This is a genomic window from Cupriavidus sp. PB-02 (genome assembly GCF_058252315.1).
In genome coordinates, this window is sequence record NZ_CM177695.1 from 1,133,430 (window position 1) to 1,155,017 (window position 21,588).

Annotated in this window: 22 protein-coding genes; 16 read left to right on the forward strand and 6 right to left on the reverse strand. The window is 60.7% G+C overall.

The window, feature by feature from the left end; genetic code table 11:
* Positions 1-11 precede the first annotated feature (11 nt).
* Together AC10V3_RS25945 and AC10V3_RS25950 are read left to right on the forward strand one after the other, a co-directional pair.
* Positions 12-323, forward strand: a complete 312-nt coding sequence (locus AC10V3_RS25945; protein ID WP_022538220.1) for an H-NS histone family protein — start codon at positions 12-14, stop codon at positions 321-323.
* Positions 324-407: 84 nt separating this feature from the next.
* On the forward strand, positions 408-923 hold the full coding sequence (locus AC10V3_RS25950; RefSeq protein WP_349605993.1) for a hypothetical protein: 516 nt from the start codon (positions 408-410) through the stop codon (positions 921-923).
* A gap of 97 nt (positions 924-1,020) precedes the next feature.
* On the opposite strand, the gene AC10V3_RS25955 is transcribed toward AC10V3_RS25950, so the two are convergent.
* Positions 1,021-1,221 (reverse strand): hypothetical protein, encoded by a 201-nt coding sequence (locus AC10V3_RS25955; protein ID WP_041681738.1) that lies wholly within the window; start codon positions 1,219-1,221, stop codon positions 1,021-1,023.
* A 322-nt stretch (positions 1,222-1,543) separates the two neighbouring features.
* Between AC10V3_RS25955 and AC10V3_RS25960 the strand changes: the two genes are divergently transcribed.
* A complete protein-coding gene (locus tag AC10V3_RS25960; protein ID WP_022538223.1) occupies positions 1,544-2,002 on the forward strand; it encodes a hypothetical protein in 459 nt (152 codons plus the stop codon).
* A gap of 896 nt (positions 2,003-2,898) precedes the next feature.
* On the opposite strand, the gene AC10V3_RS25965 is transcribed toward AC10V3_RS25960, so the two are convergent.
* Positions 2,899-3,777 carry a hypothetical protein gene (locus AC10V3_RS25965; protein WP_490924209.1) on the reverse strand — a complete coding sequence of 293 codons (879 nt, stop codon included), beginning with the start codon at positions 3,775-3,777 and terminating at the stop codon, positions 2,899-2,901.
* A gap of 226 nt (positions 3,778-4,003) precedes the next feature.
* Positions 4,004-4,378, reverse strand: coding sequence for a PHA-granule associated protein 4 (locus AC10V3_RS25970; protein WP_022538225.1), 375 nt, complete (start codon positions 4,376-4,378; stop codon positions 4,004-4,006).
* Between the two features lie 429 nt (positions 4,379-4,807).
* Here AC10V3_RS25970 and AC10V3_RS25975 point away from each other — a divergent pair, with 429 nt between their 5' ends.
* Together AC10V3_RS25975 and AC10V3_RS25980 are read left to right on the forward strand one after the other, a co-directional pair.
* Positions 4,808-5,518, forward strand: a complete 711-nt coding sequence (locus AC10V3_RS25975; RefSeq protein ID WP_454752940.1) for a metallophosphoesterase family protein — start codon at positions 4,808-4,810, stop codon at positions 5,516-5,518.
* An 857-nt stretch (positions 5,519-6,375) separates the two neighbouring features.
* Complete coding sequence (locus AC10V3_RS25980; protein WP_490924210.1) at positions 6,376-8,379, forward strand: GSU2403 family nucleotidyltransferase fold protein; 2,004 nt, start codon at positions 6,376-6,378, stop codon at positions 8,377-8,379.
* 155 nt (positions 8,380-8,534) lie between these two features.
* On the opposite strand, the gene AC10V3_RS25985 is transcribed toward AC10V3_RS25980, so the two are convergent.
* The 3 genes from AC10V3_RS25985 to AC10V3_RS25995 all read right to left on the reverse strand — a co-directional run bounded on the left by AC10V3_RS25985 (position 8,535) and on the right by AC10V3_RS25995 (position 11,228).
* The gene (locus AC10V3_RS25985; protein ID WP_022538228.1) at positions 8,535-8,849 is read right to left on the reverse strand and encodes a CcdB family protein; all 315 of its coding nucleotides are present in this window, start codon (positions 8,847-8,849) and stop codon (positions 8,535-8,537) included.
* Positions 8,849-9,091, reverse strand: coding sequence for a type II toxin-antitoxin system CcdA family antitoxin (locus tag AC10V3_RS25990; protein ID WP_022538229.1), 243 nt, complete (start codon positions 9,089-9,091; stop codon positions 8,849-8,851). Before AC10V3_RS25990 ends, AC10V3_RS25985 begins: the two co-directional genes overlap by 1 nt.
* A gap of 622 nt (positions 9,092-9,713) precedes the next feature.
* The gene (locus tag AC10V3_RS25995; RefSeq protein WP_022538230.1) at positions 9,714-11,228 is read right to left on the reverse strand and encodes a CoA-acylating methylmalonate-semialdehyde dehydrogenase; all 1,515 of its coding nucleotides are present in this window, start codon (positions 11,226-11,228) and stop codon (positions 9,714-9,716) included.
* A gap of 187 nt (positions 11,229-11,415) precedes the next feature.
* Between AC10V3_RS25995 and AC10V3_RS26000 the strand changes: the two genes are divergently transcribed.
* The 11 genes from AC10V3_RS26000 (at position 11,416) to AC10V3_RS26050 (ending at position 21,467) form a co-directional block, all read left to right on the forward strand.
* Positions 11,416-12,381, forward strand: coding sequence for a LysR family transcriptional regulator (locus tag AC10V3_RS26000; RefSeq protein ID WP_490924211.1), 966 nt, complete (start codon positions 11,416-11,418; stop codon positions 12,379-12,381).
* A 220-nt stretch (positions 12,382-12,601) separates the two neighbouring features.
* Entirely contained in the window at positions 12,602-13,336 is a 735-nt protein-coding gene (locus tag AC10V3_RS26005) for a succinate dehydrogenase/fumarate reductase iron-sulfur subunit (RefSeq protein ID WP_454752943.1), read from the forward strand.
* 2 nt (positions 13,337-13,338) lie between these two features.
* Positions 13,339-13,674, forward strand: a complete 336-nt coding sequence (locus AC10V3_RS26010; protein ID WP_022538233.1) for a succinate dehydrogenase membrane anchor — start codon at positions 13,339-13,341, stop codon at positions 13,672-13,674.
* The gene (locus tag AC10V3_RS26015; protein WP_434034860.1) at positions 13,671-14,018 is read left to right on the forward strand and encodes a succinate dehydrogenase/fumarate reductase transmembrane subunit; all 348 of its coding nucleotides are present in this window, start codon (positions 13,671-13,673) and stop codon (positions 14,016-14,018) included. Before AC10V3_RS26010 ends, AC10V3_RS26015 begins: the two co-directional genes overlap by 4 nt.
* Before the next feature lies 1 nt (position 14,019).
* On the forward strand, positions 14,020-15,768 hold the full coding sequence (locus AC10V3_RS26020) for an L-aspartate oxidase (protein WP_454752944.1): 1,749 nt from the start codon (positions 14,020-14,022) through the stop codon (positions 15,766-15,768).
* Positions 15,769-15,780: 12 nt separating this feature from the next.
* Entirely contained in the window at positions 15,781-16,716 is a 936-nt protein-coding gene (locus AC10V3_RS26025) for a fumarate hydratase (protein WP_022538236.1), read from the forward strand.
* On the forward strand, positions 16,710-17,393 hold the full coding sequence (locus tag AC10V3_RS26030) for a fumarate hydratase C-terminal domain-containing protein (protein ID WP_490924212.1): 684 nt from the start codon (positions 16,710-16,712) through the stop codon (positions 17,391-17,393). The genes AC10V3_RS26025 and AC10V3_RS26030 overlap by 7 nt, the downstream gene beginning before the upstream one ends.
* Positions 17,394-17,428: 35 nt before the next feature.
* Positions 17,429-18,262: an amidohydrolase family protein gene (locus AC10V3_RS26035; RefSeq protein ID WP_490924213.1), complete on the forward strand. Its 834-nt coding sequence runs from the start codon at positions 17,429-17,431 to the stop codon at positions 18,260-18,262.
* A 78-nt stretch (positions 18,263-18,340) separates the two neighbouring features.
* Positions 18,341-19,255, forward strand: coding sequence for a LysR family transcriptional regulator (locus tag AC10V3_RS26040; protein ID WP_022538239.1), 915 nt, complete (start codon positions 18,341-18,343; stop codon positions 19,253-19,255).
* 2 nt (positions 19,256-19,257) lie between these two features.
* Positions 19,258-20,160 (forward strand): LysR family transcriptional regulator, encoded by a 903-nt coding sequence (locus AC10V3_RS26045; protein ID WP_490924214.1) that lies wholly within the window; start codon positions 19,258-19,260, stop codon positions 20,158-20,160.
* Positions 20,161-20,372: 212 nt separating this feature from the next.
* Complete coding sequence (locus AC10V3_RS26050; protein WP_454752947.1) at positions 20,373-21,467, forward strand: Bug family tripartite tricarboxylate transporter substrate binding protein; 1,095 nt, start codon at positions 20,373-20,375, stop codon at positions 21,465-21,467.
* The last annotated feature ends 121 nt before the right edge of the window (positions 21,468-21,588 follow it).

Genomic DNA, 21,588 nt, shown 5'->3' on the forward strand with positions numbered 1-21,588 from the left:
AGGAAACTCGCATGGCATCCTATAAGGAACTCATGTCCCAGAAGCAGGCCCTCGAAGCCCAACTGGAAGAGGTACGCGCTAATGAAGTAGCGGGCGTCATCGAGAGGATTCAGACTCTGATGGCGGAGTATGGCTTGACGGTCGAAGACATTTCCAAGCGCCGTCGCGGCCGTCCCGCGGGCAGCGGTGCAAACAAGTCGAAGTCGGAACTGCCCCCTAAGTACCGTGACCCCAAGACCGGGAACACTTGGTCCGGCCGTGGTCGCCAACCGGCTTGGCTTGGTAAGAACCCAAAAAGATTCCTGATTGAGGCAGAAGCCTAAGCCTAGGCTTCTGCAACTCGCTGCAGAATGGAATTCTGCCCCTGCCCGCAAATGCAGGGGTTTTGCATTTTTGAGAGCAGCATCATGTCCCTTGAAGCGATTCACGCCGAGATCATGCTTGCCCGGCCATACCTGATTCCTCGCGAACGCACGGACAAAGGGATAAGGAATGGGTACTCTTATTGGCTTCAGGCTCCGCCCAGCAAGGAGCTTCGAGTCATCCGCCTTTCGGAGGAGGGTGGCACCTATGAGCTCGTGCGTTCGGCCAGCGAGCGCAAGGCACGAGAGAGAGTACGGCAGCGTTTCACCGGCTCAGTAGCCGACCTCCTGGTCATCATCGACGAGCAGGTGGAAATCATCCGAAAAGACGAACGCCAGTCACTTTCCCCGCCTGATCCAAGCGGACAGGGACTGGATGCAATGGTTCGCATCGAGCCGCTCGGCTGTCGAGCCCATGAACATGCGTGCCAGTACCGAGGGGATGCTGAGGTGCTACGTGGTAAGTCTTTGGCTCAATCGCAACGCGCAGTCGGCGATAACCGACGTGGCCAAGAAGGCAGTCTTTTCCACCGACCAGTCACTGTAGCGGTAAGGCTTTGACTTTGCCCGATGCAATCGGTGATCCGCGGCATTCGTCGTCAAGGATTCTTCGCGACAAATAGAGCAAAACGTGAAGGGCCCTCAATATCGAGCAGCGTTACGCAATACGGCGCACGGCTTCAAGCATGGAATACCCTTGACTCGTCAAGCGAGGGTGGGCATTAGGGCTGCCGTGGCCATGCTCCATCGTCACCAGTTTGTGGACCAGCAAGCCGTCTAACTGCTCCGGCTCGAGATCGTCGATGTCTTGCGCATCGCCAAGCAGTAGCAGCGCGGTGATTTCATGCGGACTGAGCATGTCAGGCTCCTTTGTCGGGGGACGGAAAAAGGAACTACGACTGCTGGTCCGTGGACGGAGTTCCACGGAGGATGACAGGAACAACACTGAGTGAACTCGGTGCGAGGACGCGCTGAGTATGCGCACACCGAGCATTGACACTAAACGCTCTTGTCCCCGGTATCAAGCTCTACGTGTGCTGCTATGCAGCGGAGCGAAGCTGAAACACATCGGATCGTTGGTTGATGTTTCAGCCGTTTGGCAACCCCACGGTGAGCGCCGGATCACTGCAGATCGTGACAAAGGTTATACTCCGCGCTCCAACGAATAACGGATAATCAACATGGTCGCAGCAACCAAAGCAACGACGCCGACGAGCGCGGTTACCAAAAGGAAGCCTGTCGCAAAGAAGTTGACGGCACCGACGAAGAAGGCGAGCGTGCTCGCACGTGAAGCCCAGGCAGCGAAAAAGCGCTTGCTGAAACTGCGCGCCGACACGAAGAAGGCCATTGAAGCTGCAAAGCGTGAGGTCGTGAAAGCCACTGAAGCCGCAAAGTCCGCAGCGCGGTTTGAGAAGCAAGCCGCAAAGGACAAGCTCGCGGCGAAAAAAGCGAAGACTGCAGGCGCCAAGAAGGCATCAGGCAAAGCTGCCGCCACGAAGGTCGCCCCGAAAAAGGCTGCCGGTAGCAACGCCGCCGCGACTGCTGTGCCGAAGAAGGCTGCGGTGAAATCCGTGACGAAGAAACGAGCCCCGGCGAAGAAAGTGGCACAGACCGTCGCGACACCCGAAGCTTCGGCGTGATCTTTTGCCTCGAGGACTGAGTCGGCCTTCGGAGGCAGGATGGGCGCTCACCGGCGCCCAGTTTTGATCGCCCCGGACAGGCCGCACTGAGCTTCGGCCTGTTCTTTACCCTCTAGCAGCATCCCGCCTCTAGCTCTTACTTCGTTAGTGCTACGGTTCCATACCGTTGAAGTTGTGCGCGACTCACGAGAGGCTCACCCAGCACGCCCCAATATCTTGATCCCCCGTTTTTCGACCCGCTAGCCGTTGACCACCTGAATACATTTGGCTGGGCAATCGTCGCCGCTCCGCAGCTCAGACACACGCTTTGACTGCGCGCCGTGGCAAGCAGCAACGTGCCGCGCCATGAGGTCAACTCCGCATGCCGAGCGCTAGACCCATGCCCATGACATCGGTCTGCGACTGTGCGTACCCATTTCTGCGAACCGTGAAGAGGAACGTCTCCTGATAATGTGGGCCTTGCGTGCCGCTGCGCGGCCAGTTAATCGGCGTGGAGCAGGCCATGCATCAGTTCAGAGATTCTCTATTCCTTTGCGTTGCGAGGTTTGGCAAGCGACCCAGGCACTGTCTCGTCGAGCAAGAATGACCGACCGCTCGGTTGGCGCGCCAACATGATGACTGGTCGCGGGAGCAACTTCAGCGTGGTCATGTGACAACACGTGGTGGCTGCGCAGGCGCTTGAAATTGCCGATCACTGCCGTCCCCAGGACACGGATGGTCGACGCGGCGCGCGGAGCGAGGGATTGCGTGCCCCTGGGGGCTTGGCGGATACTGAAGCTGGGCACTTGACAACGGGTGCCCGATTTCTTCTTGGAAGTTCCACGGCTCTCTTCGGCGAGGTGGAGAGCATTCTTTATGTGCCCTGCGAGTGCGTGCAAATGCGAAAAACCGAAACGTTACCGCGTACGGATGTAGGCCTCGAAGAGACCCGCGTGCAGGCCGCGTAAGTCCTTTCGCCGTTCCAGCAAATCATGCTGGCGGCCTTGGCGCTCAAGGGTCAACAACTCCAGCATGATCCGCAATCCCTGTTCGGGTAATGTGCCCGTCGAGAACTCAGACGCGCGTAAGAGGCCAGCAAGTCCGGGTTTTTCGGTCATGGCCCAGGCGGGAAACCAGCAAAGATCCTCGGTTGTGCCGTCACCGTCGAAATTCGCATCGAACCGCCGGCGCAGCGCCAGCAATGACGAATCACCGAGCGTTTGTATGAGCGCGCCGAGCTTCTTCGGGGATAGCCAAGCAAGCTCGGCCAAGAGCGGCCATGCCGGGTCAAGCCCCTGTAGCCGGTAGACCGTCTCGGCCATCCAGGCGAGGGGAGTTGGAATTCGTCGCCATGACCCGATTCGCTTGATGCTGTCACATGCCGCAGTCCACTCCGCAGCGCGCATCCATAGGGGTGCCGAATGCCATTCGGGCATCTCCCGGTGAAACGGCAATTGAGAGGCGGCCCGGGCGACAGCACGCCACAGCGGTAGGCACCAAGCCATGCCCGCTACGTCGCCGAACGCTCGGCGCGCTGCCAGCATGCTCGGCAAACACCACGCTTCGCAGGTGTCGCGCAGTGCCGTGTGAGTCGCGAAGTGTTCGTGGACGGGAGCCTCCAGCACACATACAAGTGTCTCCAGGGTCGGCACAAGCGCGTCGTCTGGATATTCCGCGACCAGGCGCTGCAGTGTTTCACGTCCGGCGGCGGCATTGCGTTGCTCAAGCGCTGTGAGCACGTCGTTGCGAAGCATGACATCGCGGCTATCTTCAAAAAGATCGAGCTGATTCGTCACGGCGTTCCCGTTGGTAGTCAGATTGCGCCCCTGCAGGACCGGCCCGACATCGCCGGGCACAACAAGTCTTCAGGGATGGTAGCTGCTGCCACGACGACGGGCAATCCGCAACCGGCCAACCATATCTCTACGAGATAAGCGCTACCCGAGGGCGGCCAGGCAAATCAAGGCGCGACTCGCGGCGCTGATTCTGTTTTGGACTTCAGGATGGCTGCATGGCAATGCTTTATTCCGTCCATACAGCATCGACATCCCTCGTTAGATGTCCAGCGAGGATGTAGTCTCCGAGCTTCTCCGCTTTTCCCTCCAGGCGCTCCAAGTCAGCCACTGGTAGCATGCCGAGCTCAAATTGGCAGTAAAGATTGCGCTGACGGAACGTCAACTTTGGACGATTCAGTCCGGCAACGAGTACAGCGGGCGAGCTGACGGCAATACTCTCATGGCCGCGATACTGGACACGTATGCCAAGCTTTTCGCCCAGCCTGGCCAGCTCAATCGCATCCTGCCATCCTGATTCGTAGTCCAAATCCACGACCGTGACGCCCTCTGTTTCCAGGAGCTTTAGTGCCTCGCCTTTGGTCGCAGCCAGAGCTGTCGCCATTGCCGCCTCCCTGCTAGTAGGACCCGTGGCGATTCGCGCGCTTCTACGGCCCAGATTTATATTGCATAGCAACATTGTAAACGGGGAAGGGGCTACTTCGTCAGGTCTTGTCGTCCAGCGTGCGGTTTTCACTTAAGAAGCTGTACTAGTGGATGGAGTAACCTTGCGCGGGCACAGTCGCGGTTACGCATTCGACAGAACTTCTAATCAGGTAAATTGGCGATCATTCAAGAAGAACGTGGTCATAGAGGGTGCCATTTTGCGAGCGGAGCTTGCACGATTCGTCAAGTGCGACTCCACGAGGCCGTAGGGAGCGCGGTGGCCCAGGCCGTGGCCTAGGTGGGTGGCTGATCGTATACCCGCCAGCCGCCAACGCTCACGTCATCGATTCGCCTGTTCCACTCAAACTAAGTCACACCCCAACGTCCGATGTCTGCAGGCCATGTCTTCATTTGCGGCGACCCCCATGGTGAGTTCGGCCCGCTGATCGAAAGCGTCCGCCGTCACTGCCCCGAGGCGGTGGTGCTCGCTGGCGACATTCAGGCCAGGCGTCCACTGGATGAAGAGCTCGCCAGCATCCTTCCCCTGACGCAGGTGTGGTGGATTCCTGGCAATCACGACACCGACAGCGATGCCGACTACGACAACCTTTTCGGCTCGGGCCTGGCCGACCGGAACCTGGATGGGAGGGTGGTCACGATCGCAGGCCTTCGGATTGCCGGGCTAGGGGGGATTTTTCGCGGCCAGGTCTGGATGCCGCCCGAACCATCGCGCGTAGAGCGCGCCACTGACTATCTGGCCAAATGTGGGAAGGGGAATTACTGGCGGGGTGGTCTGCCGCGGCGCCATCGCAGCACGATCTTCCCGCAGACCTACAACGCGCTATTGAGTCAGCATGCGGATGTCCTGGTCAGCCACGAGGCTCCGGCTTGTCACCCACACGGGTTCGAGGCGATTGACATGCTCATCGAAACAATGAGAGTGAAACGAGCGTTCCACGGCCATCACCACGAATCCACGGCTTATCCGACCACAGGACCGTGCCGCATCTTTGGTCTCGGTGCGTGCGCGGTAGCCACGATCGACGGAGAGTTCTTGCCCAGCGTCCTGACTTGTTCGGATCAAGACGAAGGAGGCTAGACGGCGGTTGAGGTTCACTGGCCACTCTATTGGGCGCCAGCGGGCAGGGCAAACGACTGGCGCGCTTTCGGATTGTGCACGCGCAGGTCAGACCGCCCGCAGGTCGACATGACACCGGCAGATCCGGTGATCGATCGCGCATGCGGCGGCCGCCGTCGGCAAGTTGGACGCGTCGGTTGCCAGATAGTGAGCGCGACCAAAAAAACAGCCCTCGATCCGATGGAGGAGAGCCGCAGAACGTCCAAGAAGAAATCGGGTAACACCTTGCGGCGCCACCCACATCCAGTATCCGCCAGGTTGCCGTTGACGGCAATCCAGCCTGCGCCGCGCAGTTCATCTGCTCGCGAAAAAACCCGCGCTCACCAGGGGAGGGGCGCGGGTGGTAGCAGGACCTACCGGAGCAGGATACGGCGATATAAACATCGCGCAACACAGGATTAGGAGCCATTTTTCCCGGCAGTTCTTTGGCCAGCGAAAAAATTGTCACGCAGCGAGCAGACCATTGAACGATCGGTGGAGCATCCTCGACCTTGCAGGGCCGCCTCGATTCGATGCTGTTTGAACGCTCGGCGTTGCGCCTTGAGTCGGATCACTGCTCGCCGGAGAACTCACAAATGCGTTGCGGACGTTAAACGCGGGGTAGGGCGTTGAAAGCGGGACGCAAGAGGCGAACTAATCACGCACGCACACGGAGTTGAACCCGCGATCCGTTATGTGGCGCAATCGGTACATCGTTACTGGTGCGTCCGCCGTGAGGGATCGGTAGTGGTATCTTTTTGTGCCAGTCCGCCGTCTCGATGGCCGAAGCACAGTCCCGGCGCGCAGACCATGAGCGAGGTGAATCTGATTAGCCGGTGATGATCGACTACTACAACACTCTCGGCGTTTCGCCTCGCGCGACCGAGGCGGAGATCCGAGCGGCCTACAGGCGGCTCGCGATGAAATTTCATCCCGACCGACAGCACGGCAAGTCTGCCCTGGAAAAGAAGCAGGCCGAGGAGAAATTCAAGGAAATCGAGAGGGCTAACCGCATCCTTGGCGACGCGCAGAAGCGCGCGGAGTACGACCTGGGCAATGGCGCGACCCGTAGCGGGAATCCCTGGTGGGCCGGGCCGGACGAAGACGACGCTAATTTCGAAGACCTCTTTCGCCAGCAGTTTCACCAGAGCCAGCGGAGACGCCGTCAATCCAGACCACCACCTGTACGAGGCGAGGACATCCGCTGCAAGGCGTCAATCGACGCTGACACGGCGGTCCGCGGTGGCAAGGCAACCGTCGAGATCAAAGTTGAAGACACCTGCCCGTCTTGCGGGGGCTCAGGGGAAGCGAGCTCTCCCGTAGCGTGTGAAAAATGCGACGGCCACGGGTGGCATCCTTCTGCGGATGGCTGGGGGCAGCGCACTTGTAGCAGATGCAAGGGATCGGGGGTCGATTGGCGATGCAGGGCGTGCAAAGGGAAGGGTGCCCTCAAACAGACCAAGCGCTTCAACATCCAAGTGCCGGCGAATACCCCGGCAGGTCGCGTTCTCCGTGCAGTCGGTGGCGGCATGCCAGGTGAGTTCGGTGGCGCGGCCGGGGATCTACTCTGCGAAATCCGGGTGGTGAAGTCCGGGTCGACGTACCTGAAGGGTCTCGACGTCCACTGCGAAGTCAAGATCGATTGCATCACGGCGTGGCTCGGCGGAACGACCACCATCGAGATCGTGGGGCGAACCTTCGAGGTAGACGTCCCACCGAATACGGGCAGCGGCAAGTCGTTGCGCTTGGCCGGCAAGGGCCTGCGTGACGCCAAGACTGGCCGGACTGGAGACGCCATTGCGAAGGTAGTCTTGACCCTGCCGAAGGGGCCGTTCGCGGAAGAGCAGCTCGATCACCTGCGCCGGTTTGCCGGGCGCGAACCGGTCATCAAACCGCGGCCGGCCGCGCCGGCGAAGCAGGCGGCAACACGAGCGCACCCGGCGCAGCCCGCTCCCTCACCTGAACGGAGCCGCGAAGCGGCGCACGACTTTGCTAGTGCCAAGAAGGCCCCAGCGCAAGCGACCTCCGCATCTGGGTGTCGCACGTTCCAATGCGGCGGCTTCGAAGTCCGGCATCTGGAGCGCCTTGTGTTGGAGCAGTATGGCGTTGCATGTCAGCGCTTTGCGGAATGGGAGGCCGCCGTGCGCGCGGAGGCGTCGGGGGCGACCCGCCCAGGCCGCGCCGCGGCCAAGCGGCTGGAACTGACGCGAACCGAAAGCGAGATTTCCGCCTACGCGCCTGGCAATGCCCCACAGATTCTGGTTCAGTTGTTGGAGGCGTTTCGCCGCGCGGGTTTCGCGGAGACGATCTCGGTGATTGGGAACTACGCGATTCTTGCCTATGCGTCCGCCGCGGGCTGCCGCATCGACGATGCCGTCAGACTCGGGCTCTACAACAAGCGCGTGCAGTTCGTCACGGCGAAGCCCATCGCAGAGTCAGTCATCCTGCCCGCACTCCAGGCAGTGGATCCGACCTTCATCCTCGCCCCAAGGATAGGTGCCTGCGTGCGCGGGCGAAACGAAGTCGGATTCGTGGTCGACATCATTGGCGCCGTGAAATCGAGCACGCCGGAAGCGACGCTGTCGACCACGATTGCGGATGACAGTGGGGCGGCCATGTCATATGGGATGACCAAACTCCTGCGTGGCGGTCGGGTAAGCACGATTGTCGTTACCAAAACGGGCGTCATGGAGCGCCTGACCGCGATCTCCCCCGAGTCCTTCTGCTCGTTCAAGGGATGGATCGCCGCCCAGCCAGGGGTGCCAGAGGAAAAGCGGAAGTTCTGCCAGAACTTGATGACTTTGGCGGCCAAGCTCGGCAATGGTCTTGGGCTGAGCCCCTAAGTTCGGCAGTCGTTCGCCGATGCGAATCGGTGATCGTCCACGAGGCAGAGAGGGGTTGTCGGGTGGCGGAACTCCAGCACTGACCGTTCGAGGTGTTAAGGATGCCAGCCAGCGTCGATCCCGAGCGCCGCCCACTTGGGCGCCCATGCGGGCGATCAGAAGCCGCCCATCAGGCGATCGAGTGCGGAGACGAGCAGTGAGCTCTCATTGCGTAGCGATCCGACTCGCGCGCCAAGGGCGCTCTTTGAGACCGCGGCGATAAAGGGCGGGTAGAAGATGCAACGGATGCCCTGGACCTCGAAGGGCGGGACCAGATCGGCTGGCAACCTGGACCCAGGATGCGATTCAGCCCGAATCAGCGGCACGACCACCGTGGTGTTTAGTCCCGCAAGAAATTCGCTCTGTACGTCGACCAGGAATGGCGCGACGCCCGTATCCTCGTTATTGACATAGATTTCGAAGCGCGCCATCAGAACATCCGATGCTTCGCCAGTGGGAGGCCGTGTTGCTCGACGAACTCGTTGTGAGCGGCGATGAACTCCGCGTTCTCGGCCGCCCAGCGACGACCCCGTTCGGCACGGATGGCTTCGCGCATCGCTTGTTCGAACACCCGCGAGAAGTTCAGTTCGAGCGCTTTGCCTTCTTCGTAGACGTCAGCGGGCAACGTCACGTTGGTCGCTTTGCGCGACCGGACTTCGAGCGTTTGACCCATGGTTACCTCCGTGTTGGTCCTTATGCGCATAATAGCCTATATCGGCCATGCGCACTCAATGGGCTAGTGTCTTATACTTAACATAACGCCCGCAGAGCGAAGTTTTGCCGATTACTGGAAGGTTATGTTGAATGGGGAGGGACGGGCGTCTGTCGGCGCCACCAGCATTCTCGACGCGCAGGCGCTCGAAACGGCTGCAAAGTCGAAATCCACCGCGGCATAGATGTCTTGCACGCCCAGACTTCAGCGCCTGGTGAGCAGCTTGGACAGCTGGCAAAAGAAAGCCCGCTTCAAGCGCGGGCACGAATCCCTTGGGAAGGGAGGAGACGGGGATAAGTATAAACCCTAGGCAAACTCTTGCGGACTGTCCGCAGATGACAGGGCCTTTTGGCATGCAGCCACTCGGCAGGTGAGTTGGTAATTTCACAATCATGAAATTATTGGCTATGGCGGCGATTGGAAACTGCCAACGACGTTTTTATATAAATGGCTGCCGCCTGTGATGTCGGTGCGTCCACCTTCTAATACGACAGTTTGCGGAAAGTTGGGGGCGAGGGCTATGCCGTACTTGCGCTGGGATCGACGCCAAGCTTGTTCGCCCGGCGTCGATCCCTTCGCGCTATCACTTCGCAGTGGGCATCGCGAACTCAGCTCCACGAGCCGTATCGTTGGGCCAGCGTTGCATGACGCTCTTCTGGCGCGTGTAGAAGCGCAGGCCTTCCTCACCATAGGCATGCATATCGCCGAAAAGCGAGCGCTTCCAGCCACCAAAGCCATGCCATGCCATTGGTACCGGAATCGGTACGTTAATGCCGACCATACCGACTTCGATGTGGCGGGCGAATTCGCGGGCAGTTTGCCCGTCGCGCGTGTAGCAGGCCACGCCATTGCCGAATTCGTGCGCGTTGACCAGCTTCACGGCTTGCGCGAAGTCATCCACGCGCACGCATGAGAGCACCGGACCAAAGATCTCCTCCTTATAGATCCGCATGTCCGGGGTCACGTTGTCGAACAGCGTTCCGCCGGTAAAAAATCCTAGCTCGTGACCAGGCACCTTGTAGTTGCGTCCGTCGACCAAGAGCTTGGCGCCTTCTTCCACACCGAGGGCGATGTAGTTTTCGATGCGTTCGAGCGCCTGGCCTGTCACGATGGGGCCCATCTCGGCGTCCGCCTCCATGCCGTTCTTGATGACCAGTTCGCGCGCGCGGGCTTCCAGCTTCGGCATGATCTTGTCTGCCACGTCGCCGACGAGCACTGCCACGGAGATGGCCATGCAACGCTCGCCGGCCGAGCCGTATGCTGCGCCGATCAGTCCATCTACGGCCTGGTCGATGTCTGCATCGGGCATCACAACCATGTGGTTCTTTGCGCCGCCCAGCGCCTGGACCCGCTTGCCAAGCCTGGCGCCTGTCTCGTAGATGTAGTTCGCGATGGGCGTGGACCCGACGAAGCTCACGGCCTTGACGTCGTTGTGATGGAGCAGGGCGTCCACGACGGTCTTGTCGCCCTGGACGACATTGAAAACGCCATCGGGAAGCCCCGCATCCTTGAGCAGGCGTGCCATGAAGAGCGAGGCCGAAGGATCGCGCTCACTGGGCTTCAGAATGAAGCAGTTGCCTGCCGCGATGGCGACGGGGAACATCCAGCACGGCACCATGCACGGGAAGTTGAACGGCGTGATGCCAGCCACAACGCCCAGCGGCTGGCGCATGGTCCAGTTGTCCATGCCGGTCGAGACCTGGTCCGTGAAGTCGCCCTTGAGCAGTTGAGGGATGCCGCAGGCGAACTCGATGATGTCGATGCCGCGGCTGACTTCCCCGGCCGCATCGCTCAGCACCTTGCCGTGCTCTGCCGTAATGATCGCGGCCAGTTCGTCCTTGTGCCGGTTCATCAGTTCCAGGAACTTGAGCATCACGCGGGCCCGGCGAATTGGCGGGGTGTCGGCCCACTTCGGAAAAGCGGCCAGCGCGGAAGCCACGGCGGCATTCACGTCCTCGCCTGTGCCCAGGCGGACTTGGCGCGCTACGGCCCCGGTGGCGGGATTGAACACCGCCTGCGATCGCTTGCCGTTGCCTTCGTACGGCTCGCCGGCAACGAAATGAATGACGTCTGCGGGGTTTGTGTAGGGCGCAGTCACGGGCATCTCCTGTCAGTACTGGGCGGGATTTGGCATGCCCGCCGCGTTTTCGATGTCTGGAGTGTATGGAGGGCCCCTGTCAACGGCTAGTCATCGAACGCCGAACTGACTGTTCAGGAAATTTAGCTACCAGCATGCTATAGATATGAAATATCCGTATCCGAATGTGTCGATCTAGGAGCATTGCATGCGCAAGGACAACGTCGAGGAACTCTGGGAGCACCTGCACTGGCTTGTGGTGCTGCATCAGCAGGGCAGCTTCAGCAAGGCCGCCGCGCGCCTCGGCGTCAGCAAGGCGTCCATGAGCCAGCACATCACGGATCTCGAGAAGGCGGCGGGCATTACGCTGGTCCAGCGGACCACTCGCAGCGCAACGCTGACCGATGCCGGACGGCAGCTGGTGGATGCCATGCGCGGCGCGTTCGAGCAGATCGCCACAGGTTATGCCAATGTCCGAGACTTGGCCGGGGCGCCAAGAGGGTTCCTGCGCGTAACGGCGCCGGTGGCTTTTTCCAGGCAGCAGCTGGTACCGCGCCTGCCTGATTTCCTGCGCCGGTATCCGCAGATCCAACTCGAACTCGACATGTCGGATCGCTTGCGGCCCCTGGCCCAGGAGGGCTTCGACATTGCGGTCAGGCATACGTCTGCGCCGCCGGAGACCCACGTGGCGTGGACGCTCGCGACAACACGCACGGTCCTTGTCGCAAGCCGCGCTTACCTGCGCAGCAGCGGGACTCCCGAGACGCCGCAAGCCCTGACAGAGCACGCGTGCCTGCACTATCCCCGGCTGCAGGGAACGCCAACCTGGACATTTGTTCCTGCGGTGGCGGAGTCCAATGCCAGGCACGCTGACCCTGTGACAGTGCCAGTCACAGGTCCCCTGACCGTCAACAACAGCGAAGCCTTGCGCGATGCCGCGATCGAAGGCCTGGGTATCGCGCTGCTGCCGGACTTCAGTGCGCAGTCTGCTCTGGAAACAGGTCGACTCGTCGAGGTTCTGCCACAGTGGCGCTCCACCGGCGCATTTGGAGACTGGCTCTACGCCATTCGACCCTATTCAGCCCACGCCTCGCGGGTCTCGCAGGTCTTTGTGGACTACTTGCGAGAGACCTTTGCGCAAGGCTTCTCGTCGACGCCGCCCGACCTTATCTGACATCCACGCGCAACGCGTGCGCTAAGCGCCATTTTTAGCGATTAAGTTCAAAAAATATTAACTTATATATTATTGCTTCAGAAAAATCGATTACTTAAACTTGTTTCAACTCAACCGCAGAAGACCACGGACCGAACATCAGATGGAAGGTCATCAGGCGCCGGTCTTCGCGCGCAAACAGGTTGGCGCGTCAGCGCATTGAATGAAACGGGAGAGAGTGATGGAGGCGACAAAGGCCGCGCAACGCACGCTTACGGTACGCATTGCCCGGGGCACCGGCGAAGGCGATTTCAAAACCTATGAAGTACCGTGGCGCGAGAACCAGACAGTTCTAGACGTAGTGACCGAAGTGCAGCGCCGCATCGATCCGACGTTGTCCTACCGCTTCGCATGCCGGGTGGGCGTCTGCGGGTCCTGCGCGATGACCGTGAACGGCAAGCCACGCTGGACATGCCGAACGCACGTCAGCCGCGTGGAAGAGGATGGCGTGATCGTCATCGAGCCGTTGCGCAACATGCCCCGCATCAAGGACCTGGTGGTCGACATGTCGGAGTTCTTCGACAAATGGAAGAAGGCCGGCAATACGTTCGTCGGCACGGCGACGCGCCACGATCCGCCGGCAGCGGTGTCCCCGACAAGCAAGAAGCGCAAGATGGCCGACGCCGCCATCGAATGCATCAACTGCGGCGTTTGCTATGCCTCGTGCGACGTCGTGACATGGGACAAGGAGTATCTCGGACCCGCCGCGCTGAACCGCGCGTGGACCCTGTTCAACGACGAACGCCATGCCGATCCGAAGGACGTGCTGAAGAAGGCGACGTCGGGTAGCGGCTGCAATTCCTGCCATACGCAGGGCAATTGCATGACACACTGCCCTGTGAGCCTGAGCCCGACCGGCAGCATTGCAGGGCTCAAGAAAAATGCGCTGTTGCAATTCCTGAAGGGAGGTGGCTGATCATGGAGCAGCGTCTGTTCGCACTCCAGCGTCTCAGCGCAATGGTCATGGCGCCATTCGTGCTCGTGCATTTGGGCGTGATTCTCTACGCAGTCCGTGGCGGCTTGACTGCTGCCGAGATACTTTCCCGCACTCAGGGCAGCCTGCTCTGGATTCCGTTCTATTCGCTGTTCGTGATCAGCGTGGCGGTCCATGTGCCAATCGGGCTGCGCAACATCTTGATCGAATGGGCCCGGCTGAGCCGTGGCGCAGCGTTCGTGTCCTGTTTGCTGTTTGGACTGTTGCTGCTGTCGATGGGCCTGCGTGCCGTGGCGGCTGTGGGAGGTCTGCTGTCATGAAGTCGCCAAGAAACCACCGCGCCTATTGGGCCTTTCTCGGGCACCGTCTGTCCGGCCTGGCACTGGGCATCTTCCTGCCAGCGCACTTCTACGTCCTGGGACTCGCACTGGACGAGCATGCGCGCATGGACGCGTTCCTGAAATTTGCCGACATGGGCGCGGTGAAGTTCGGCGAATGGGGTCTGGTGTTGCTGTTGTCCATTCACATGTGCTTCGGGCTGCGACTGCTGGCGCTGGAATTGCTGCCATGGAGTTCTACCCGAGACGCACGCCTGTCATGGATCAGTTGGGGTGGTGCGCTGTCGCTGTTCGTCGGCGTGATCTTTGCCCTAGGGGTAATCTGAAATGCAAATCGAGAACCACAAGACAGACATCCTGATCCTCGGTACGGGCGGGGCAGGGCTATTCGCGGCGTTGCACGCCAAGAAGGCAAATCCTGCGCTCAAGGTATCTGTGGCGGTCAAGGGCCTGCTTGGAAAATGCGGCTGCACGCGCATGGTCCAGGGCGGCTACAACGTGGCGCTGTCGGTCGGAGACTCGGTCGAGCGCCATTTCATGGACACGATCGAAGGTGGCAAGTGGCTGCCACGCCAAGACCTTGCCTGGCGGCTTGTTGAAGGGGCGATAGAACGTGTCCGCGAACTGGAAAACGAGATCGGCTGCTTCTTTGATCGCAATCCCGACGGCACGCTGCACCAGAAGGCCTTTGCCGGCCAGAGCTTCGACCGCACGGTCCACAAGGCTGACCTGACCGGTATCGAGATCATCAACCGGCTAATGGAGCAGGTGCGGGCACTCGATGTGGAAGAAATGGAGGAGCACCGGGCCATCGAGCTGATTCCGGCAGCCGATGGTTCGGGTATCGCTGGCGTGTTGTTCATCGACATGCGTCGCGGCACCTATCGCTTCGTACAGGCGAAGGCCGTGCTGATGGCCACGGGCGCAGGCCCGACCATGTACCGCTACCACACGCCCTCTGGTGACAAAACCTGCGATGGCCTGGCGATGGCCATGCGCTATGGCCTGAGCCTGCGGGACATGGAGATGGTCCAGTTCCATCCGACGGGGCTGCTCGGCGGCCCGGATACTCGCATGACCGGCACGGTGCTTGAAGAAGGTTTGCGAGGTGCGGGCGGCTGGCTGATCAATGGCAACGGCGACCGCTTCATGACCAACTATGATGCGCGCGGCGAGCGTGCGACGCGGGACGTGGTCAGCCGCGGCATCTATGCCGAAATGCGTGCCGGCAGGAGCGGCCCGATGGGCGGCATCTACATCCAGATGAGCCACCTTGGGCCTGAAAAGGTGGCCAAGACGTTCCCCGGGATGGTCAACCGGTGCAAGGACTGCGGTTTTGACCTGGCCGGTGGTCGCGTCGAGGTCGTCCCGACGGCCCATTACCTGATGGGAGGTGTGGAGTTCAATGTGGATTGCAGCACCGCCTCGCCCGGCCTGTTCGCTGCTGGCGAGGATTGCGGCGGCGTGCACGGGGCCAATCGCCTGGGCGGCAACGGCGTGGCGAACTCGACAGTGTTCGGCGGCATCGCGGGCGACTCGATGGCCGCGTATGTTTCTGGCGTCCAGCACTGGAAGGAGCCGGACCAGCGCGTCATCCTGAGCGGCATCGAGCGTGCCGAGTACCCATTCTCGAAGACGCCGGGCGCCATTCACGAATTGCGCGATGCGCTCGCGCAGACGATGTGGGACGACGTTGGCGTGCTGCGCAACGAACAGGCGATGCGCCGGGGCCTGGATTCCGTCGCCGCGCATCGCGACGCGCTGCTGGCCATGGGCGTACCCGATGGCGAGCGCCGCTACAACGTGACCTGGCACGACTGGCTCAATCTGCAGAGCCTGGTCGACATCTCGCGCGTGATTACCGTTTCCGCGCTGGCACGCGAGAACAGCCGTGGCGCCCACTTCCGCGAAGACTTTCCGGAGCCCGGTGACCTGCACAGCAGTCGCTACACCCACGTGACCGCGGACGGCGACGATATTCGCCTGGAGATGGTTCCGGTGAAGTTCGACATCGTCAAGCCGGGCACGTCACTGATTACCGGTGAGGCCGGTCAACCCCCAAAAGTTGCAGCATAGAGGACCGCTACGATGACCATCGCTATCGATCGGGTCGAGGAAGCCGCGTTCGAGATCATGAAGCGCGCCGCGATCGAGATCCCCACAGACTACAAACAAGGCATCCAGGCGTTGCAGAAGACCGAGACCGGAAAGCTTCCTCGCTTCGTGATACACGCCATGCAGGATAACTGGGAAGCCGCTGACCAGGACCGCCGGCCCATGTGTGCCGATACCGGACTGCCGCGCTACTACGTCAAGATCGGCAACAACGCTTCCGTGCAGCGCGGCTTCGTCGCCGTCGAGCGCGCGCTGCGCAAGGCCACCGCCGACGCCACGCTGGCCGTTCCGCTACGTCCGAACCGCGTGCACCCGCTCTGGCGCACCGACAACAACAACAACGTTGGCATCAATGCGCCCGAGATCGAATGGTCGTTCGAACCGGACGCCGATTGGGTCGACATTACGACCGTGCACAAGGGCGGGCTGTTCGGCACCGACTACCGGATGCTGTTCCCGGGCGACGGGATCGATGGGATCAAGCGGTTCGTGCTTGACACGCTGATCGCCTTTGGCAAGCGCGGCCTGGCATGCCAGCCGGCCATTGTCGGCATCGGCCTGGGCGGGTCGAAGGACACCTGCATGCAACTCGGCAAGCAGGCGGCATGTCTGCGTGTGGTGGGGGATCGCAACCCCGATCCGAAGATCGCCGAACTCGAGCTTGAACTGATGAAGCTGGGTAACTCGATCGGCATGGGCGCCATGGGCTTCGTGGGTTCGTCGATGGTCGTGGACTGCCATATCGAGGTGGGGCATACCCACACGGGCGGCATGCCGATCAGTCTTCACACGTTCTGCCTGTCGTCGCGACGCGCCACGGCGCGAATTCACGCAGACGGCAACATCGAATATCGCACGGACCCCCAGTGGTTCACCCCTTACCTGCGCAGGGAGACGGTCGAATGGTAAACCCGCAAGACGATGAACTGAAGGTCTTCCACGTCAACCTGCCCGCGACCACGGATGACATCGCAAGGCTTGAGCTCGGATCGGCCGTGTATCTGACAGGCCTGATCTACACAGCGCGGGAAGGCATCTACAAGAAGGTGCTCGATGAAGGGCTGGAGCCACCGGTAGAGCTGCGTGGGCTCAGCAACGTCAATTTCCATTGCTCACCGGCGGCGGCACCCGATGAAGACGGCGGCTACAACGTAGGCGCCGTGACTGCGACGGCAAGCTTCCGGTTCTCCAAATGGATTCCGGATTGGATGGAGAAGACGGAATGCCGGATCTTCATCGGCAAGGGTGGCATGCCTGCCGACGACTACAAGCGCGTGCTGGCGCCCGGCGGCGCCATCTATCTCACGACTGTAGGCTATGGCACGGGCGCGCTGCTCGGCCGAGGCATCAAGCGGGTGCGGGACGTGTTCTGGCTCGACGAACTAGGCATTGCGCAGGCGATGTGGATGTTCGAGGTCGAAAACTTCGGGCCATTCATCGTCGAGAGCGATCTGGAAGGCAATTCGCTGTTTGCACAGCATGCAGAAGTGATTAACGCTGGGATCGAGAACCTGTACGCCGGTCTCAAGCCGCCGGCGCTGCACCGGTACGGCGAGACGGATGACCGAAAGAACGAGGTGATGTAAGCCCATTCCCGTAGCAGACCAGCCAGGAACAAGACATGATCATTGATTTCAGACTCCGACCGCCGCTCGGTGGCTTTCTCGATACGCTGATGTACTCGGCTGGCGAGCGCCGAGACGGCTTTACAAGGACGGTGGGCTTTGAACCATCGCCTGCCGCGCAGCAGCAATCGATGGAGTTGTTGCTCAAGGAGATGGACGAAGCCGGCGTCGACAAGGGCGTCGTGGTGGGGCGCCTTGCCGGAACGCTGGGGAGCGTCTCCAACGAGGACGTGGCGCGAATCGTGCGCGATTACCCAGGACGCTTCATTGGTGCGGCATCGATCGATCCGACAAACCGCGTGGCTGCGTGCAAGACCATTTCGGAAGCGGTCGCCAGCGGCTTCAAAGCGATCAACATCGAACCGGGCTCCTATCCGATTCCCATGTACGCGGACGATCGTCGCCTGTATCCGATCTACGCGCACTGCGAAGACCTGGACGTGCCCGTGATCATGATGGTGGGCGGCACGGCCGGTCCGGACCTGAGCTACTCCGATCCCGTACGAACCGATCGGGTCCTGGCTGAATTTCCGAAGCTCAAAGTCGTCGTCGTTCACGGTGGCTGGCCCTGGGTGACGGAGATCCTGCACATCGCGTTCCGCCGCCCGAATATGTACCTTTCGCCCGATATGTACTTCTCGCGGATGCCCGGTTGGGAGGAATATGTGAAGGCCGCTGATTCATTCCTGGCCGACCGGATGCTGTATGCAAGCTCATTTCCGTTCTGCCCGGTGCGGGACTACAAGCGATGGTTCGAGACGTTGCCGATCCGTCCCGAGAACATGGAAAAGGTGATGGGCGGCAACGCTCGTCGGCTGCTGGGGATATAGGGGGCGATGCGCACGGCCATGCGGCAAAATGACGGCGCAGCAAGCTAGCGACTTGAACCACACATCAATTTGTCAGCCATGGACGTCAAGACACTCTACACACTGGTAGCCATTGCGGACCGAGGCAGTTTTGCCGAGGCGGGCAATGCCATCGGGCTTTCCCTCTCGGCGGTGAGCATGCAGATGCGTTCCCTGGAAGAGGAGCTCGGCATGACGATCTTCGATCGGAGCCGCCGGCCGCCCGTGCTGACGGACGCAGGACTCGCGTTCACGAACCGTGCGCGCGACCTGCTGACGCATTGGGAGAGCATGTCTGCCGCGCTCAAGCGCGAAGCCGCCGGAGGTGTGCTCAAGCTCGGCTCTGTCCACACGTGCGTTTCTGGCGTGTTGCCGCTGGCATTGAAGCGGCTCCACCAGCAGGGGCACCGCATCGACATTCACCTGACCACCGGCCTTACCCACGATCTGGAAAGGGCCGTGTACCGGCGGCAGCTCGATGTTGCGGTCGTCACGGAGCCGGAGGTACCACGCCTGGACCTGCAGTTCATGCCGTTCTTCAACGAAGAGTTCGTGGTGATCACGCATGTCACGACGCGGGGAGATTCGGACAAGGGGGTGCTGGAAACCACTCCTTACGTGCGATTTAACCGCACGGCTCGGGTCGGACTGCTTGTGCAGGAGGAAATGGTGCGGCGACAGATTGCCGTCCGTTCCACGATGGAAATCGACACGCTCGAGGGCGTCATCGCGATGGTGGCCAATGGCCTCGGATCCTCGGTGGTACCAGCCCGCGGCGTCGAGAACGAGTTCCCGGCGACGATCCGTACGATTCCATTCGGTTCGCCGCCGCTGACGCGTCGCCTCGGCATCCTGGTTCCGCGTGACAATCCGCGCGCGCATCTGTCGAAGCTGCTGCTGGACGCATTGACGGCTGTCACGACACCGGCGAGCACGCCCGACGACGGTCGTCCAAGGCTGGTGCAGAAAGGCTGACCATGGCGGCAGTGCGATTCTCACTCCGGCAGCTGGAACTGTTCTCGGCAGTTGCGAGGACTGGATCTACATCTGCTGCCGGGGAGGAAGCGGCGCTGTCGCAGTCGGCCGTCAGCTCGGCGGTAAATGAGCTGGAGCAAAGCCTTGGGGTCACGTTGTTCGATCGGGTCTCCAAGCGTCTGGTGCTCAACGATGCCGGCCGGGCGCTCCAGGAGCGGGCTACCCGCCTGATTTGGGAGGCGCGCGGGATCGAACGCGAGTTTTCCGGCGGACATCCGCCGTGTCACCTGAAGCTCGCGGCCAGCACCACCATTGGCAATTATCTGATTCCCAAGATATTGGCGAACTATCATGCCAATTTTCCTGAACGACGCGTGGATGCACACATAGGGAATTCACAGGAAGTGATTCGCCTCGTGTCAGAAACGCGTGTCGATGTCGGCATTGTTGAGGGGCCAAGTGCGGCAACGGAATTGCTCAGCTATAAATGGCGCGATGATGAACTCGTCATCGTCGCGTCGCCCCATGACAGGCTGGCCGTGGCACAACGTGCATCCGGCCAGCCTGTATCAGGCGTCGAGCTTCAGCAGGCGGACTGGCTTTTTCGCGAAGAGGGATCCGGCACGCGAGACGCGGTCGGGAGTGCATTGCATTCCTACTTGGGGCCGCTCCGCCCGCAAACGGTACTTGGAAGCTCCGAGGCGATCAAGTATGCAGTCGAGCTTGGCCTGGGTATCAGTTGCCTTTCCAGGATCCTGGTGCAGGGCATGCTGGACAAGGGGACGCTGGTTGAACTGCGTACGGACTTTCCGCGGCTGACGCGACCGCTATCAGTTGTTTCGCATCCGGCACGGCCAATCTCCGCGTCGATGTCGGAATTCCTGAATCCATATCGAAGCGGATAGTCATTCCATTGATTCCTGAATTGGTCATTTATTCTCCACTTTGAATGTGGTGGGAGTGGTGTCTATTTTTCGAAAAAAATATAACAACTTTAATTTGTCAACATAAGTTCAATATTCCGTTTCCATCTGAGTGAACTTGTTATTAGGATCCATACGAAGAAACGCAACACACGATAGTCGCGAAATAAGGCGACACCACAAAGGAGACAACGATGAACTCAAGAAGCACGCGCAAAGCCGTCAGGTATTGGCTTGGACAAGGGCGACAGTGGTTGTGCCGCATGCGTCAACATCCCATTGTGAAGGAGCGGAGCCGAGATGCCGATACGATGCGCTACCGCCCGTCCACAGCGTTGACCATGTTTGTGTTCGCGATCGCGCCGCTCTATATGGTCCCTGCGCATGCCGAGGAATGGCCAAGCAAGCCGATTCGCCTAGTTGTGCCATTTGCCTCCGGTGGTGCGACCGATCTACTGGCGCGCGCTGTGGCCCTTGAACTCGGCAAGCAATGGAAGCAGCCGGTTGTGGTGGACAATCGGCCGGGTGCTGGCGGTGCCGTCGGTGCCGAAGTCGTTGCGAAGTCGGCTCCCGATGGCTATACGCTGTTGCTGGCCTCCGGCAGCATGTTCACGGTCAATCCGTTCATCTATCAAAAGCTGCCGTACTCCGCCGAAAGCTTCGAGATGATCAGCAAGATCGCCAGCGGCCCGATGGTGGTGACCGTCAATGCGAAGGTTCCCGCCAAGACGATCGCGGAGCTCATCAGCTACGCCAAGGCTAATCCAGGCAAGTTGACCTTTGCGTCGGCGGGTAACGGGAGCCAGGTGCACATGGCCAGCGAGGCTATTGCAGAGGCGGCCAGCATCGACGTCGTCCACGTGCCATATAAGGGAGAGGGCCCGGCCTACTCGGATCTGATGGCCGGTACGGTAGACATGACTGTGGGCAACATCAACGCCATCTCGCCGCTTCTGAAAGGCGGCCGCTTGCGGGCGCTTGCCGTGACGGGCAAGGAACGGTCGACCCTGCTTCCAGACGTTCCCACCGTCGCCGAGGCGGGCCTGCAAGGCTTCACGTTTTATGGCTGGTTTGCACTGATGGCACCGGCTGGCACGCCGAAAGGACTGACGGCGAAGATGTATGCCGACCTCGAAAAGGCGGCAGCGGAACCGAGCATGCAGCGCTATCTGGCCTCCCAAGGCATGACCAAGACCCTGACTCCGAAGGGCAGACTCCCCGAAGAGATCGCTCAGGAAGCCGGGCGCTGGAAGCTCTTGGTGGCAAAGCGGAAGATCTCTGCCAACTAACCGGTGCAATGATGCGTGAGGAACCCCGCCAAGGACCGGGCGGTGGACTTTGCAACCTATCTGTCGGCCGCCAAGCGCGCCGGGATTAAGTTGTAGCAGGGCATAGCAGAATAATCCACGA

Excerpts from the sequence above, each read along its gene's own strand:
- AC10V3_RS26015 (WP_434034860.1), top strand. The coding sequence starts at position 13,671 with ATGAAGTCGCCAAGAAACCACCGCGCCTATTGGGCCTTTCTCGGGCAC.
- AC10V3_RS26030 (WP_490924212.1), top strand. The coding sequence starts at position 16,710 with ATGGTAAACCCGCAAGACGATGAACTGAAGGTCTTCCACGTCAACCTG.
- AC10V3_RS26000 (WP_490924211.1), top strand. The coding sequence starts at position 11,416 with ATGCGCAAGGACAACGTCGAGGAACTCTGGGAGCACCTGCACTGGCTT.
- AC10V3_RS26050 (WP_454752947.1), top strand. The coding sequence starts at position 20,373 with ATGAACTCAAGAAGCACGCGCAAAGCCGTCAGGTATTGGCTTGGACAA.
- AC10V3_RS26020 (WP_454752944.1), top strand. The coding sequence starts at position 14,020 with ATGCAAATCGAGAACCACAAGACAGACATCCTGATCCTCGGTACGGGC.
- AC10V3_RS25970 (WP_022538225.1), bottom strand. The coding sequence starts at position 4,378 with ATGGCGACAGCTCTGGCTGCGACCAAAGGCGAGGCACTAAAGCTCCTG.
- AC10V3_RS25990 (WP_022538229.1), bottom strand. The coding sequence starts at position 9,091 with ATGGGTCAAACGCTCGAAGTCCGGTCGCGCAAAGCGACCAACGTGACG.
- AC10V3_RS25975 (WP_454752940.1), top strand. The coding sequence starts at position 4,808 with ATGTCTGCAGGCCATGTCTTCATTTGCGGCGACCCCCATGGTGAGTTC.
- AC10V3_RS26035 (WP_490924213.1), top strand. The coding sequence starts at position 17,429 with ATGATCATTGATTTCAGACTCCGACCGCCGCTCGGTGGCTTTCTCGAT.
- AC10V3_RS26040 (WP_022538239.1), top strand. The coding sequence starts at position 18,341 with ATGGACGTCAAGACACTCTACACACTGGTAGCCATTGCGGACCGAGGC.
- AC10V3_RS26010 (WP_022538233.1), top strand. The coding sequence starts at position 13,339 with ATGGAGCAGCGTCTGTTCGCACTCCAGCGTCTCAGCGCAATGGTCATG.
- AC10V3_RS26005 (WP_454752943.1), top strand. The coding sequence starts at position 12,602 with ATGGAGGCGACAAAGGCCGCGCAACGCACGCTTACGGTACGCATTGCC.
- AC10V3_RS26045 (WP_490924214.1), top strand. The coding sequence starts at position 19,258 with ATGGCGGCAGTGCGATTCTCACTCCGGCAGCTGGAACTGTTCTCGGCA.
- AC10V3_RS25955 (WP_041681738.1), bottom strand. The coding sequence starts at position 1,221 with ATGCTCAGTCCGCATGAAATCACCGCGCTGCTACTGCTTGGCGATGCG.
- AC10V3_RS26025 (WP_022538236.1), top strand. The coding sequence starts at position 15,781 with ATGACCATCGCTATCGATCGGGTCGAGGAAGCCGCGTTCGAGATCATG.
- AC10V3_RS25960 (WP_022538223.1), top strand. The coding sequence starts at position 1,544 with ATGGTCGCAGCAACCAAAGCAACGACGCCGACGAGCGCGGTTACCAAA.
- AC10V3_RS25980 (WP_490924210.1), top strand. The coding sequence starts at position 6,376 with ATGATCGACTACTACAACACTCTCGGCGTTTCGCCTCGCGCGACCGAG.
- AC10V3_RS25950 (WP_349605993.1), top strand. The coding sequence starts at position 408 with ATGTCCCTTGAAGCGATTCACGCCGAGATCATGCTTGCCCGGCCATAC.
- AC10V3_RS25985 (WP_022538228.1), bottom strand. The coding sequence starts at position 8,849 with ATGGCGCGCTTCGAAATCTATGTCAATAACGAGGATACGGGCGTCGCG.
- AC10V3_RS25945 (WP_022538220.1), top strand. The coding sequence starts at position 12 with ATGGCATCCTATAAGGAACTCATGTCCCAGAAGCAGGCCCTCGAAGCC.